This window comes from Marseilla massiliensis, from assembly GCF_023336985.1.
Taxonomy (GTDB): domain Bacteria; phylum Bacteroidota; class Bacteroidia; order Bacteroidales; family Bacteroidaceae; genus Prevotella; species Prevotella intestinigallinarum.
Genome location: NZ_JAMBLP010000005.1, coordinates 186,608 through 201,051 on the forward strand (window position 1 = coordinate 186,608; position 14,444 = coordinate 201,051).

Annotated in this window: 13 protein-coding genes; all 13 read left to right on the forward strand. The window is 48.9% G+C overall.

The window, feature by feature from the left end:
- Positions 1 to 193: 193 nt before the first annotated feature.
- The 13 genes from M3089_RS05830 (at position 194) to M3089_RS05890 (ending at position 14,440) form a co-directional block, all read left to right on the forward strand.
- Positions 194 to 1,603: an SLC13 family permease gene (locus M3089_RS05830; protein WP_249082399.1), complete on the forward strand. Its 1,410-nt coding sequence runs from the start codon at positions 194 to 196 to the stop codon at positions 1,601 to 1,603.
- Between the two features lie 33 nt (positions 1,604 to 1,636).
- Positions 1,637 to 2,614, forward strand: a complete 978-nt coding sequence (pfkA, locus tag M3089_RS05835; RefSeq protein WP_205107779.1) for a 6-phosphofructokinase — start codon at positions 1,637 to 1,639, stop codon at positions 2,612 to 2,614.
- A gap of 138 nt (positions 2,615 to 2,752) precedes the next feature.
- Positions 2,753 to 4,282, forward strand: coding sequence for a F0F1 ATP synthase subunit beta (gene atpD, locus M3089_RS05840; RefSeq protein ID WP_249082403.1), 1,530 nt, complete (start codon positions 2,753 to 2,755; stop codon positions 4,280 to 4,282).
- A 15-nt stretch (positions 4,283 to 4,297) separates the two neighbouring features.
- Positions 4,298 to 4,543, forward strand: a complete 246-nt coding sequence (gene atpC, locus M3089_RS05845; RefSeq protein WP_205107783.1) for an ATP synthase F1 subunit epsilon — start codon at positions 4,298 to 4,300, stop codon at positions 4,541 to 4,543.
- Positions 4,544 to 4,553: 10 nt separating this feature from the next.
- Positions 4,554 to 4,970: a hypothetical protein gene (locus M3089_RS05850; protein WP_249082406.1), complete on the forward strand. Its 417-nt coding sequence runs from the start codon at positions 4,554 to 4,556 to the stop codon at positions 4,968 to 4,970.
- 4 nt (positions 4,971 to 4,974) lie between these two features.
- Positions 4,975 to 6,063 (forward strand): F0F1 ATP synthase subunit A, encoded by a 1,089-nt coding sequence (gene atpB, locus M3089_RS05855; RefSeq protein WP_249082408.1) that lies wholly within the window; start codon positions 4,975 to 4,977, stop codon positions 6,061 to 6,063.
- A 47-nt stretch (positions 6,064 to 6,110) separates the two neighbouring features.
- Complete coding sequence (gene atpE / locus M3089_RS05860; protein ID WP_205107789.1) at positions 6,111 to 6,353, forward strand: ATP synthase F0 subunit C; 243 nt, start codon at positions 6,111 to 6,113, stop codon at positions 6,351 to 6,353.
- Positions 6,354 to 6,397: 44 nt separating this feature from the next.
- The gene (atpF, locus tag M3089_RS05865) at positions 6,398 to 6,904 is read left to right on the forward strand and encodes a F0F1 ATP synthase subunit B (RefSeq protein WP_249082411.1); all 507 of its coding nucleotides are present in this window, start codon (positions 6,398 to 6,400) and stop codon (positions 6,902 to 6,904) included.
- 3 nt (positions 6,905 to 6,907) lie between these two features.
- Positions 6,908 to 7,444, forward strand: a complete 537-nt coding sequence (locus M3089_RS05870; RefSeq protein ID WP_205107793.1) for a F0F1 ATP synthase subunit delta — start codon at positions 6,908 to 6,910, stop codon at positions 7,442 to 7,444.
- A 100-nt stretch (positions 7,445 to 7,544) separates the two neighbouring features.
- Positions 7,545 to 9,134 carry a F0F1 ATP synthase subunit alpha gene (gene atpA / locus M3089_RS05875; RefSeq protein ID WP_249082413.1) on the forward strand — a complete coding sequence of 530 codons (1,590 nt, stop codon included), beginning with the start codon at positions 7,545 to 7,547 and terminating at the stop codon, positions 9,132 to 9,134.
- Positions 9,135 to 9,137: 3 nt separating this feature from the next.
- A complete protein-coding gene (locus M3089_RS05880) occupies positions 9,138 to 10,106 on the forward strand; it encodes a F0F1 ATP synthase subunit gamma (protein ID WP_205107797.1) in 969 nt (322 codons plus the stop codon).
- Between the two features lie 1,363 nt (positions 10,107 to 11,469).
- Positions 11,470 to 11,664 (forward strand): hypothetical protein, encoded by a 195-nt coding sequence (locus tag M3089_RS05885; protein ID WP_249082416.1) that lies wholly within the window; start codon positions 11,470 to 11,472, stop codon positions 11,662 to 11,664.
- A 364-nt stretch (positions 11,665 to 12,028) separates the two neighbouring features.
- Entirely contained in the window at positions 12,029 to 14,440 is a 2,412-nt protein-coding gene (locus M3089_RS05890) for an ATP-dependent helicase (protein ID WP_249082419.1), read from the forward strand.
- The last annotated feature ends 4 nt before the right edge of the window (positions 14,441 to 14,444 follow it).

A 14,444-nucleotide genomic window follows, 5' to 3' on the forward strand; every position in this document is an offset into this window, starting at 1 on the left:
GCGTGTGGCAACGATTGCTTGCACTCGCCCCGAGCCCGGTCTGCTGCCTCCGTCGGCATCTGTTTGCGCTTCCCGGAGGAACATTTATGTGTCTATGAGGTTAAAAACACGTTAAACCTGTCAATTTTTCTTTATCTCGATTAAAGAATTTGGATAAAGATTGCTACCTTTGTAGCGTTTATATTAGAACTTCATGACATTGGTAATTGTACTGTTATTGCTTCTGGGCTGTCTGCTGATAGCCACGTCTCACTTGACAAAAGTGAACAAAGCTGCCATTGCCGTGTTTGTTGGAACGGTGGGGTGGGTGCTATACATTTGCTATGGCACCGACTTTGTCATGAGCCAGCATCCTCACGAGTACATGGAGTTCCTCGCAGGCGAAAGCCCTTCGAGCAAGGCGGTGAAGCATTTCATCTGCGACAACATCTTCCTCAAGTATGTGGGCAAGGCAGCTGCGATAGTGCTTTTCCTGCTCGCAACGATGTCAATCATTGAAATATTGAACAACAACGGCTGCTTTGACTTCGTGAGCGAGTGGATACGCACCCGGAACAGCAAGCGGCTGCTGTGGAGCATAACGCTGGCCACATTCATCATCTCGGCCAACCTCGACAACCTGACCACCACGACCATGATGCTTACGATAATGCACAACATCGTCCAGAGCCGGAGGCAGCGCATGGTGATAGGCTGCGCAATTGTGCTGGCGGCCAACGCCGGAGGGTGCTTCACCGTCATCGGCGACCCTGCGGGCATAATCCTGTGGGACAACGGCGCCGTGACAGCCACCAATTTCTCGGCGTTCCTTGCTCTGCCGGCCATAGTGGCGTGGGTGGTGCCCACGCTCATGCTGGGCAGGAGCCTGCCCGAGAGGCTCGATGCAGAGTGGCCTGCAGCCCCGTATAGGGGCGACGACACCAACCTGAACCGTTGGCAGCGCATCGTGATGCTGATTGTCGGGATAGGCGGGCTGTGGTTCATCCCGACCTTCCACAACATAACCAAGCTCAGTCCTTTCCTCGGGGCGCTGTGCGTTTTGTCGGTGCTTTGGGTGGTGAACGAGATATTCAACCACAAGCTCATGAACGCCGACCAGATGATTCTGCGCAAGGTGCCGCGCACATTGCAGTATGGCAGCATACAGCTCATGCTGTTTGTCATGGGCGTGATGCTGGCCATGGGAGCTGTGCAGGAAACCGGCATACTGGGCATGGCGTCGGAATGGATAGACTACAACATACACAACATTTGGGCTCTTGGGGCATTTGCCGGATTGCTCAGCGGAATATTTGACGCTTTCACCGTGATGATGACAGGGCTGTCGATGTATCCTATAGTCGAGACTTGGCAGTTGAACATGTGGGTCGACGCCGACTACATGGCCAATTTCGTGCAGAACGGAGCTTTCTGGAAGGTGCTGGCATTCTCTACCGCCGTGGGGGGCTGCCTGCTCTGCTTCACAAACCCCAGCGGCCTGGCGCTGATGAAGATGGAGCGAATGCGCGTGGGGTGGTACTTGAAAAACTGCACAGGGAGCGTGTTTGTGGGGTGGCTGCTCGGCCTTGCCGTGTTGTGGTTGGAATATTACTTGATATATTGAGAGATTATAACGAAAATTTAAGGTATAAAGATTATGGGTAAAATAAAGACAATTGGTGTGCTCACCTCTGGCGGTGATGCCCCGGGAATGAATGCGGCTATACGTGCCGTGACGCGTGCCGGCATCTGCAACGGCTTCAACATCAAGGGAATCTACCGCGGATTCGACGGACTGATCAACGACGAAGTGAAGCCTTTCACGACTGAAAACGTGAGCGGAATCATCATGCAGGGCGGTACGATACTGAAGACCGCGCGCAGCAAGGAGTTCATGACGCCCGAAGGGCGCCAGAAGGCTTACGAGACGCTGGTGAAGGAAGAGATAGACGCCCTTGTTGTCATAGGCGGCAACGGGTCTCTGACCGGAGCCCGCGACTTTGCGTCGGAGTTTGATTTCTGTTGCATCGGCCTGCCGGGAACGATAGACAACGATCTCTACGGCACAGATTCAACCATAGGATATGACACGACAATGAACACCATCGTGGAGTGTGTCGACCGCATACGCGACACGGCGCAGAGCCACGAGCGCATTTTCTTTGTCGAGGTAATGGGCCGCGACGCCGGTTTCCTCGCCCAGAACAGTGCAATTGCTTCGGGTGCCGAGGCAGCCATAATACCAGAAGACTCAACAGACGTCGACCAGTTGGCGCGTTTCATGGAGCGTGGCATAAGGAAATCGAAGAAGAGCTGCATTGTGATTGTGTCGGAAAGCCCGAAGTGTGGAGCCTTGTATTACGCCGAGCGTGTGCGCAATGAGTTCCCCAACTACGATGTACGTGTGTCAATCCTCGGGCACTTGCAGCGCGGAGGAAGACCTTCGGCGCACGACAGGATATTGGCAAGCCGTACGGGTGTGGGAGCCATCGAGGCCATAATGCAGGGGCAGCGGAACGTGATGATTGGTGTGCGCAACAACGAAGTGGTTTACGTACCGTTCAGCGACGCCATCAGAACCGACAAACCGCTCGACATGAAACTGATAAAAGTGCTTGACGAACTTAGTATCTAAAGAGCCTAAGAAATGTTATATATTTCTGTATTTTAGATATATTAAGGAAGAAAACGCCAAAACAGGATTCGGTTTCTGACAAATTTGTTACCTTTGCAGTATATAATTAAACGGAGAAACTTAAAATAATAAACGATTATGGCACAAATTATAGGGCGCATCTCGCAGGTAATCGGGCCGGTTATCGATGTCTATTTCGATACCAACGGCCAGGATGCTGAAAAGGTGTTGCCGAAGATTCATGAGGCATTGACCATCACCAGGCCAGACAAACGCACTCTGGTCGTTGAGGTTCAGCAGCATATCGGTGAGGACACCGTTAGATGTGTGGCTATGGACAACACTGATGGCTTGCAGAGAGGGCTTGAAGCCGTTCCCACAGGGTCGCCTATCAGGATGCCGGCCGGCGAACAGATCAAGGGGCGTATGATGAACGTAATCGGGCAGCCCATTGACGGCATGGCTCCGTTGAGCATGGAAGGGTCTTATCCCATCCACCGTGAGCCGCCTAAGTTCGAGGATTTGTCGACGCACAAGGAGATGCTTGCCACGGGCATAAAGGTGATCGACCTGCTCGAACCCTACATGAAGGGTGGCAAGATTGGCTTGTTCGGAGGTGCCGGCGTGGGCAAGACGGTGCTCATCATGGAGCTTATCAACAACATTGCCAAGGGCCATAGCGGCTATTCTGTGTTTGCCGGTGTGGGCGAGCGTACGCGTGAGGGCAATGACCTTATCCGCGATATGATTGAGTCGGGTGTTATCCGCTATGGCGACAAGTTCAGGAAAGCCATGGAGGAGGGCAAGTGGGATTTGTCACTTGTCGACCCTGAAGAACTGAAGAAGTCGCAGGCTACCCTTGTTTACGGGCAGATGAATGAGCCGCCCGGAGCACGTTCGTCGGTTGCGCTGTCGGGATTGACCGTTGCCGAGGAGTTCCGTGACCACGGAGGCAAGGACGGCGAGGCTGCAGACATTATGTTCTTCATCGACAATATCTTCCGTTTCACACAGGCAGGATCTGAGGTTTCGGCATTGCTGGGCCGTATGCCTTCGGCCGTGGGATACCAGCCTACACTTGCAAGTGAGATGGGTGCCATGCAGGAACGAATCACGTCGACAAAGAAGGGGTCTATTACTTCGGTGCAGGCTGTATACGTACCGGCCGACGACCTTACCGACCCGGCTCCGGCAACAACGTTCACTCACCTTGATGCAACAACTGAGTTGAGCCGCAAGATTACCGAGCTTGGCATTTATCCGGCCGTCGACCCGCTGGGAAGCACATCGCGAATACTCGACCCGCTCATTGTCGGCAAGGAGCATTATGAATGCGCCCAGCGCGTGAAGGAGATTCTCCAGAGGTACAAGGAGTTGCAGGATATCATTGCAATCCTTGGCATGGACGAGCTCTCCGACGAAGACAAGCTGACCGTTAACCGTGCGCGTAGGGTTCAGCGATTCCTGTCGCAACCGTTTGCCGTTGCCGAACAGTTCACAGGCCTTCCCGGTGTCATGGTTTCGATCGAAGATACCATAAAGGGCTTTAATGCCATACTCGATGGCGAGGTCGACGACCTGCCGGAGCAGGCTTTCCTCAATGTCGGCACAATAGATGATGCCATAGCCAAAGGAAAGCGGCTCATGGAAGCTGCAAAAGGAAATTAACGTAGTGGAGGTGACATGAGTTTGAAACTTAAGATTGTTTCTCCCGAGCGGATTGAATATAGTGGCGAGGTTACAAGCGTGCTTGTCCCGGGAACAATGGGTAGCTTCGAGATACTCAATGACCATGCACCTATAATTTCATCACTGCAGCCCGGGGTTGTGGAATATGCCACTGCCGACGGCAAAGTGCAGCTTACCATTAAGGGAGGTTTCGTTGAAGTGCAGAAAAACGAGGTGAGTCTTTGTGTGGAAATCAATTGACACAGGTTATATGGACAGGAAGTTGATAGAACAAATAGGCCGTAAATACAACAAGTTCTGTTTGTGGGTAATAGCTGGGGCGACATTGATAGCTTTGTTGGCAATCAACATCTGCAATGCAAACCAGTTTGTCACCCCGTTGGCTATCAGCGTTCTCTATGCCTTGGCCTCAAGCATTGCCTATGGGTTTGGCTGGAGGTCGGTGGCTGGAACGTCTCCGGCTACGCTTAGCAAGTTCTACCTGGTGGCATCTGCCTTACGCATGTTGCTGGCGTTGATGGTCGCCGTGGTGTTCTGTGTCGTAAGCCGTGACAGGGAGTCCATTATCAACTTCATCATAGTTTTCGCTGCATTCTACGTAGTGATGTTGATTTTTGACGGGGTGTTTTTCGCCCGTCTGGAAAGAAAATTAAATCAAAAGATTTGAGTTTATGAGGTATTTCAGACATTTGCTTTGCGTCGTTGCTTTCATGTTTGCCTGCATATCGGCAAATGCGGTAGGGCATGGCACAGACGAAAACGGAAGCATTGATTTGCAAGGCATTCTGTTCGGGCATATCCAGGATTCGTATGAATGGCACATAACCACGGTAAATGGGCATCCGGTTGTTTTGCATCTGCCTGTCATAGTGAAGAGTTCCACCGGGTGGCATGTGTTTTCCAGTGGTGAGTTTTCCGAGGAGGCCGATGCCGCAGGCAACCGTCCGGGACCCTATGGGCTATACATTTCGGGGAGCGAAGCCAATGCAAACAAGATTTGTGAGAAGGTGGACGGAGCTGAAGTCAGGCCTTTCGACATCTCAATCACAAAGACTGTGGCTGTGTTGTTCATCGATGCCATTTTGCTCCTGCTGTGCGTGCTCATCCCGGCCAGGTGGTGCAAGAGGCATCGTCCGGAGGATCCCGCGCCCAAAGGTTTTACCGGTCTGATGACAATGTTTATAATGTACATATATGACGAAGTAATCAAGGCGTCCTTGGGCAAGGAGGCCGACAAGTACGCACCCTATCTGCTGACTTGCTTCTTCTTCATATTCATAGCCAATATAATGGGAGTCGTTCCGTTCCCACCGGGTGGTGGCAACCTGACGGGCAACATTACGTGTACCTTCTTCTTGGCTTTGTGTACGTTCATCATTACAAATGTTACCGGTACAAAGGCTTATTGGAAGGACATCTTCTGGCCGGAAGTGCCCACGTGGCTAAAGGTTCCTGTGCCGCTCATGCCTTTCATTGAGTTTTTCAGCATCTTCACAAAGCCGTTGGCGCTGATGATTCGACTCTTTGCAAACATGATGGCGGGTCACGCAATAGCATTGTCGTTGTCATGCATCATCTTCATCATGTTTGGCATCAATGCTGTGGCAGGAGCTTCAATGACAGTTGTGAGTGTGCTCATGAGCGTGTTCATGATGCTGCTGGAGGTGTTGGTGTGCTTCATCCAGGCTTTGGTGTTCACCATGCTCAGTGCCGTGTTCATCTCATTGGCCCACGTCCACGGCCATGCCGTTAAGGAGTAATATAGTAATTTAAACAGAATAATAAAACAACATTAAAATTTAAGATTATGATTTCATTATTATTGGCAGCAGATGCTGTAGCAAAATTAGGTGCCGCAGTTGGCGGAGGTTTGGCTGCAATCGGTGCAGGCATTGGTATTGGTAAGATTGGCGGACAGGCCATGGATGCCATGGCGCGCCAGCCGGAGAAGATGGGCGATCTGCGTTCGTCAATGATTATTGCTGCTGCCCTTGTTGAGGGTGTGGCTTTCTTCGCTGTCATCATAGCTCTGCTTGCTCTGTTTGTATAGCCAATACAGAGATTGTTTTTAAGCAATAGAAATCAGAACAGCTTATGTCATTGATAACACCTGATTTTGGTTTGTTGTTCTGGATGGCTGTTGTCTTCCTGATTGTGCTGGGCATCCTGTGGAGATTCGGGTTCCCGGTCATAGTGAAGATGGTGAACGACCGTAAGGACTATATCGACGATAGCCTGCGGAAAGCTCACGAAGCCAACGAGCGGCTGGCCAATATCAAAATCGAAAGTGAATCCATTCTGCAGGAAGCAAGGGAGAAGCAGGCCCAGATATTGAAGGAGGCTGCTACCACCCGCGATGCCATTGTGGAAAAGGCACAAGACAAAGCTCGCGAAGAAAGCAACCGGCTTATAGCTGAAGCCAAGGCAGAAATCGAGGCTCAGAAGCAGGCTGCAATAAGCGACATACGTGCCCAGGTGGCCGAGCTGTCTGTCAAAGTGGCCGAGAAAATACTCCGCAAGGAGCTCGGCGACAGCGGCAAGCAAATGGATTTGATTGACAGATTGCTGGATGAAGTTTCTTCTTCTGATAAAAAACAATAAGTTATGGATATAGGAGTAATATCGGTAAGGTATGCGCGTGCCCTGCTTAAGGGGAGTTGCGACGCAAAAATCGAAGACAAGGTATACCTTGAGATGCAGCTCTTGGCAAAGAGTTACATCGAGGTGCCACGGTTGAGGTTTACTATAGACAATCCGATGATCTCTAAAGCCAATAAGGAGTCGCTTCTTGTTGCAGCTGTCGGCGGTGCCCCATGTGAGCTGACAAAGGCATTTTTCCGCCTTGTCTTGAAGGAGGACCGCGAGAGCGTCATTCAATTCATGGCTAATTCGTATATCACTCTATATAGGAAACAGAAGAACATCATCCGTGGTAAGCTTACCACTGCGGCTGCGGTGTCGCCCGTTACGGAGCGTCGCCTGCAGCAGATGGTGGAGGATAAGACTAATGGAACTGTGGAGTTTGAGACAGAAGTGAATCCAGATATCATCGGGGGCTTTGTGCTTGAGTACGATACCTTCCGTATGGATGCAAGCGTTAAGACGAAGCTGAAGTCTATACTGTCACAGCTTAAAATGTGATTATTTTGCAAGGCGGGGGCAAATGTCTACCGTGTCATGTCTTCACTACTGCGTGATATGTGTAAGCTTGTTCCTTGCGATGCGTTAAGTGTAAATGATTATGTCAGATAAAATAAAACCAAGTGAAGTGTCCCAAGTGCTCCTCGAACAGCTGGAGGGCATCAGTGGCGGCGAGCAGTTTGATGAGGTCGGTTCTGTGCTTCAGGTCAGCGATGGCGTAGCCAGAATCTACGGTCTCCGTAATGCTGAAGCCAGTGAGCTGCTGGAATTCGAGAATGGCACCATGGGCATTGTGATGAACCTGGAGGAAGACAACGTTGGTTGTGTGCTTTTGGGTACCACTTCGGGGATTAAGGAAGGCATGATTGTTAAGCGTACAAAGCGAATAGCGTCGATACGCGTTAACGACAATATGCTCGGCCGTGTCATCAACCCGCTGGGTGAGGCCATAGACGGCAAGGGCAGCATCGACCTTACCGGTGCTTTTGAGATGCCATTGGACAGAAAAGCCCCAGGAGTGATATACCGTCAGCCGGTGAAAGAGCCGCTTCAGACAGGTTTGAAGGCTGTCGACTCGATGATTCCTATCGGCCGTGGGCAGCGCGAGCTTATCATTGGCGACCGCCAGACCGGCAAGACAGCCATCGCTGTTGATACAATCATCAACCAGAAGAGCTTTTACGAGGCAGGAAAACCAGTTTATTGCATTTATGTGGCCATAGGCCAGAAGGCATCGACTGTAGCCGCTCTCGTACAGAATCTTAAGGAGCATGGTGCTCTTCCATACACCATAGTGGTTTCTGCCACGGCTGCCGACCCGGCTGCCATGCAGTATTATGCACCTTTTGCAGGTGCTGCCATCGGTGAATATTTCCGCGACAGAGGCTATTCGGCATTGGTAGTATACGACGACCTGTCAAAGCAGGCTGTGGCATATCGTGAGGTTTCATTGATTCTGCGCCGTCCGTCAGGGCGCGAGGCATATCCCGGCGACGTGTTCTATCTGCACAGCCGTCTGCTGGAGCGTGCCGCGCGAATCAACGACCAGCAAGAAGTTGCCGAGCAGATGAACGACCTGCCCGAGTGCATGAAGGGCCATGTGCGTGGTGGAGGTTCGCTTACTGCCCTTCCAATCATCGAGACACAGGCCGGTGACGTGTCTGCTTACATCCCGACGAATGTGATATCTATCACAGACGGACAGATTTACCTTGAGACCGACTTGTTCAACCAAGGCTTCCGTCCCGCCATCAACGTTGGTATATCAGTGTCTCGTGTAGGTGGTTCCGCACAAATCAAGAGTATGAAGAAAGTGGCCGGTACGTTGAAGATAGACCAGGCCCAGTACCGTGAGCTCGAGAGTTTCTCTAAGTTCTCAAGCGACATGGACGCCGTTACGGCTATGACCCTTGACCGTGGGCGCAAGAACAACCAGTTGCTCATTCAGCCCCAGTACAGCCCGATGCCTGTCGGTGAGCAGGTGGCAATACTGTATTGCGGTACACACGGACTGATGCACGATGTTCCGGTAGAGAAAGTGCGTGAGTGCCAGGATGCTTTTCTTGACAAGTTGCGCTCAACACACCCCGAGGTCATTGAAACATTGGGTAGCGGAAAGATTGACGACAGCTTGACCGCAGTCATCGAGTCTGTCATGGCAGACATTGCAGGACAGTATAAAAATCAGTAGCCTATGCCTTCACTGAAAGAGATTAAGACCCGGATTGCTTCAGTCAACAGCACGCGCAAGATAACAAGCGCCATGAAGATGGTTGCTTCGTCTAAGTTGCATCATGCGCAGGTGATGATTGAGAACATGCTTCCCTACGAGACTCTGTTGGAGCATATACTCAAGACATTCCTTGCCTCAGAGGCTGATGCCAACAGTGTGTTTACCGTGGAGCGTAAAGTCAAGCGGGTGGCTCTTGTGGTATACTCGTCGAACAGCAGCCTGTGTGGTGGCTTCAATGCCAATGTAATCAAGCTGATGCAGCAGGTTGTTGACGAGTATAGGCATTTAGGTTTGGACAATATAGTGGTCTATCCCATAGGGCGTAAGGTAGCGGAAAAGAGTGTCAAGCTTGGCCTGAAGACTGAGGGCGACTATTCGCTGCTTGCCGACAAGCCCAACGTGAAAGACTGCATCAAATTGTCACAAGAACTCGGAAAGAGGTTTGTTGACGGCGATATTGACAAGGTGGAATTGATTTATCACCATTTCAAGAGTGCCGGTTCACAAATACTTACCCGCAAGACATATCTTCCGATAGACCTGTCTACAGAGTTGAACCGTGATCATGAGCGCGATTTGTCATCTAATGTAGTGACAAAAAAGGCACAGGAGTATTTGCGCAAGAAAGGCAATGCTTCAGGAAGTTCTGTTTCAGAGCAAGCTAAACCGCTCAATGATAACTTCATCGTAGAGCCGGACATGGATACCATATTGACAGAATTGATTCCAAAGCTGGCTCATCTGATGTTATATACAGCTTTATTAGACAGCAATGCCAGTGAGCATGCAGCACGAATGGTGGCCATGCAGACGGCGACAGACAATGCTGACGAGTTGCTTCGCGAACTCAATCTGCAATATAACAAGAGCAGACAGCAAGCAATTACGAACGAATTGCTGGACATCGTCGGAGGAACGGTTAACAATTAGCATTAAAAGGGAATCTCAAGAGAGATTCCCTTTTTGTTTTTCTATAATCCTGTGCTATTGTTTCTGAGGCCAGCCTTTTGTTTTCGTCATGTGACCATAGAATGCAAGAGCTGATTTGCCGTAGCAGGATGAATAGTCTATTTCCATGTATATGTATTTTTATTATCATATAATCAGCAAGGGGTAATAATCGGGTCAAAATCACTCATGATCTTTCAGAGCATTTGTTTCGACAGTTGCATTATGCTCATGAATCTCTCACTGCCTTATAGGGGCTTCTTGCTTTGCATTTAGTCTCTTTGTTGCCAGATGCGCTTTCGGTGAAGCCTATTGTCTGTCTTTGCGTCGACAAGACTTTATTGTTCTATGGCTGAGCTCTGTTGTTTCGTAAAATGTGGGTGTGCCATTGTTGTTATTGCGCATGAATTGTATGGTAAGAATATGTTACAATGTCTATTGTTGTGTTGGTTCAGGACTGTTTTAGCCTTCGATTTGGGCGTTTTGAGCCAACGAAACAGCTCGTTTGATGGGCCGGAACGATAGTTATTGAAACCCTGTGGGCCTGCTGCCATAAGTATTTGGCACACAGATGGTTATGCACTCGGGTCCGAATGGTGAAAAATTTTGATATTATCATGTTGGGTATGGTGTATTGCCATTGAATCGTCTTGTTGCGTTCAGCCTGCCTTTCTCTATGACGCTTGTTTGTTTGTGGGCAATTTTCTCAATTGCCAATGGATATTACCGACATTTGGGTAGTCGGTAATTGGTTTGGTAGCGTCATCGTAGCACTTATCAAAGACTGGTTGATTGTCTAATTGCCGTGGCAGGATGGCATGTTTGCCTTTGCATTGTCTGTATGCTTTGATATTGCGATTATAATCAAAATGGCGCGCGCATCACTGCGAACGCCACTGTAGTTTATAATAGAAATTTGGATTATAAAAGGTATGCTAATATATATTTAAAGGGTTTTCATATAAATTCATCCGCCAAATGTCGGCGCTTCATTCCTATCGCAAATCTTCAGTGGGTTCGCAGTGAGCATGATTGCGCAGAATGGCTGTGAGACTACTTATTGGCATTTTCCAGCCAATAAGACACATATGTCATTTTCAATGACAATCGATAAAGTTACTGTCTCTTGCGGAGAGAAGAGCAATGCAACAAATCTACGCAGAATAAACATGTATGACATTGATGAAACCAAAACATGATAGCCCAATAATTTATACTTAACATATTGTAACTCAGAATCACACACAAGAGATAAAATGACCTCACATTAATAGACAATTAAAGCCTATGCGGCATAATGCCCTATATGTGTCACTATATTTTAAATATGATTGTTTTGTTTTTAATGATTGATTTTATCAAAACAATCGACAAATGTTTTGCCATTTATAAAATATTGCCTATCTTTGTAACTGATAATCAGCAAGAAATGTACTCATCAATTTATTCAAAACTGCGAGTGTTGGCATGTATGCTCTTCTCTCCGCAAGAGAAATTCTTAGTGCTGGCTGATGATTATTGCCATTTAGCACATCTGTGATGAAACACAATATCTAATGATAATTCATTGATATGGCCACCTTTTAAGGCTTTGATGCTGAGTGTTTTGATGGCAATCTCGTAGTGTTTCTGATGCGAAACACCTCTTCTCGTTTTGTAAAATGCCTCTGTGGTGCTGAGTAAACCATCTCGGCCGATGTGTTTTGTTGTTCATTTGTCGTTTTTTGTTTAGTGCTATGCCATTTTCCTTTAGGCAGGCCAGTTGTCTGCTATGCAGAATAGTCGGGTCTTTTTTCATGTTTTTTGTCGACACTGCCAAACTGTTTGGCTATGTGGTTGCCTCTTTATGCTTAAAGTGAACATAAAATTTTGTAATGTGCCCGAATTAGAGTAACTTTGCGCAAATGAACGAAGATATATTAGGACAACTAAATGACAGCCAGCGCGAAGCTGCCGTGTATTGTGATGGTGCCGAGCTTGTGATAGCCGGCGCCGGTTCGGGCAAGACTCGTGTTCTGACATATAAGATAGCATATCTGTTGCAATCAGGATATAGGCCTTGGAACATTTTGGCTCTGACTTTTACAAACAAGGCTGCAACAGAGATGAAAGAACGAATCAGCAATCTTGTTGGCCATGACAAGGCGCGGTTGCTTAGCATGGGCACGTTTCACTCGATATTCTCAAGGATATTGCGTACAGAAGTGTCGCATATTGGTTATGACCATAATTTCACGATTTATGACCAAGGCGACTCGAGGTCGTTAATAAAGACGATAATCAAGGAAATGGGGCTTGACGAGAAGCAATATAATAGTTCTTCGGTAGCCGACCGAATAAGCCTGGCAAAAAACAATCTCCTTACTGCGCATGATTACTCTTCCAGCATCCACGTGCGGGAGGATGTAGAGCGTAAGGTGCCTGCCGTGAAAGACGTGTACATGCGCTATGCTGAGCGTTGCCGCCAAGCCAATGCCATGGATTTTGACGACCTGCTGCTTAATACGTATTTGCTGTTTGCCCGGCATGAGGATGTGAGGCAGAAGTATGTGGATCGTTTCAGGTATGTGCTTGTAGATGAGTATCAAGACACCAACTATGCACAGCAAGCCATAGTAATGCAACTCACGCGTGACCATCAGCGTATATGTGCCGTTGGCGACGATGCGCAGAGCATTTATGGGTTCAGGGGGGCCAACATTGACAACATTCTCAACTTCACTAAGGCTTACGATAACGCTAAGCTTTTCAAGCTTGAGCAGAACTATCGTTCCACTCAAATGATTGTCCAGGCTGCCAACAGCCTGATCAGGCACAATGCAAGGCAGATTCCCAAGAATGTGTTCAGTGACAACGAGAGAGGTGAGAAGGTTGTGTTCAAGCAGGCTTACAGTGACCGTGAGGAGGCGGCCATTGTTTGCAAGGAAATCAAGCGGATAAGGAGCAGGGAAAAATGTGGATTTGGCGATTTTGCCATTTTGTACCGTACTAATTCGCAAAGCCGGAGCATTGAGGAAGAGTTGCGCAAGAGCAATGTGCCTTACAGGGTATTCGGTGGCTTGAGTTTCTATCAGCGCAAGGAGATAAAGGACATCATTGCATATTTTAGGCTTGTGGCCAACCCGAACGACGAAGAGGCTTTCAGGCGTATTATTAATTACCCTTCACGTGGCATTGGCGGCACTACTCTGTCTAAGATTGCCACAACAGCCAACAAGCATGCTTTGAGCCTGTGGACCGTTGCGTCGCAACCACTTGTGTTTGGGCTGGAGGCCAATCGCGGCACCTATGCCAAGCTTGAGGCTTTCTGCTCGATGATAAGCTCGTGGCAGGCTGTTATGCAGTCGGTCGACGCTTATCAGCTCGGGCAGGATATAATAAAGGGGAGCGGCATCAGCAAGGAGATATACGAGAAGCGTGAACCCGAAGATCTGGCACGTCAAGAGAATGTGTATGAGTTTCTTGCCGGCCTGCAAGACTTTGTGGAAAGCAGGAGGGAGGAAGGTGACGGGGAGCATGTTTACCTTTCAGACTTCTTGCAGGAGGTTGCTTTGCTTACCGATTTGGACAGCGACAGTGATGGCGACGACAAGGAGCGCGTTGCGCTTATGACGATACACAGTGCCAAGGGATTGGAATTTCCCAATGTCTTCATTGTTGGGTTGGAAGAGAACATCTTCCCTTCGCCAATGAGTTGCTCAAGTCTTAGGGAATTGGAGGAGGAACGTCGTTTGCTATATGTTGCCATGACACGTGCCGAAAAACGCTGTTTCCTCACTTGTGCACAGAACAGGTTCAGGTATGGCAGGGTAGAGTATGGCACTCCATCACGATTCTTGCAGGACATAAGCCCGGAATATCTAAAGAAAGATGAGATTTCAACGCCTGCTTCTCCTGCGTATTACAGGGGTGGTGGACAGGCATCTGGCAGTTATGGCTCTAAACCGGAATGGATGCAGAATCCACGGCCTGTGGCTTCACAGTTTAAGGCAGACCCGATGCCCCGTGCTGTGCCTCCACGGCGTGAGGAAAATGCACCTTCGCCATTTTCGGAAGAGTTTGAGAAGAGGCTCAAAGTGGCTAAGTTGAGGTTGAAACCTGTTACAAAGGCAGAGATAGACGAACTGACCGCTCCGCCGGTTTCTGAAGATGTCGGCATCAGCGTTGGCAATGTCATCGAGCACCAACGCTTTGGCATTGGCACTGTGATACAGTTGGAAGGACGCGGTGAGAATCTTAAGGCAACCGTACAATTCACAAACTCTGGCACCAAACAGTTGCTTTTAAAATTTGCAAGGTATAAGATAGTGAAATAATCGA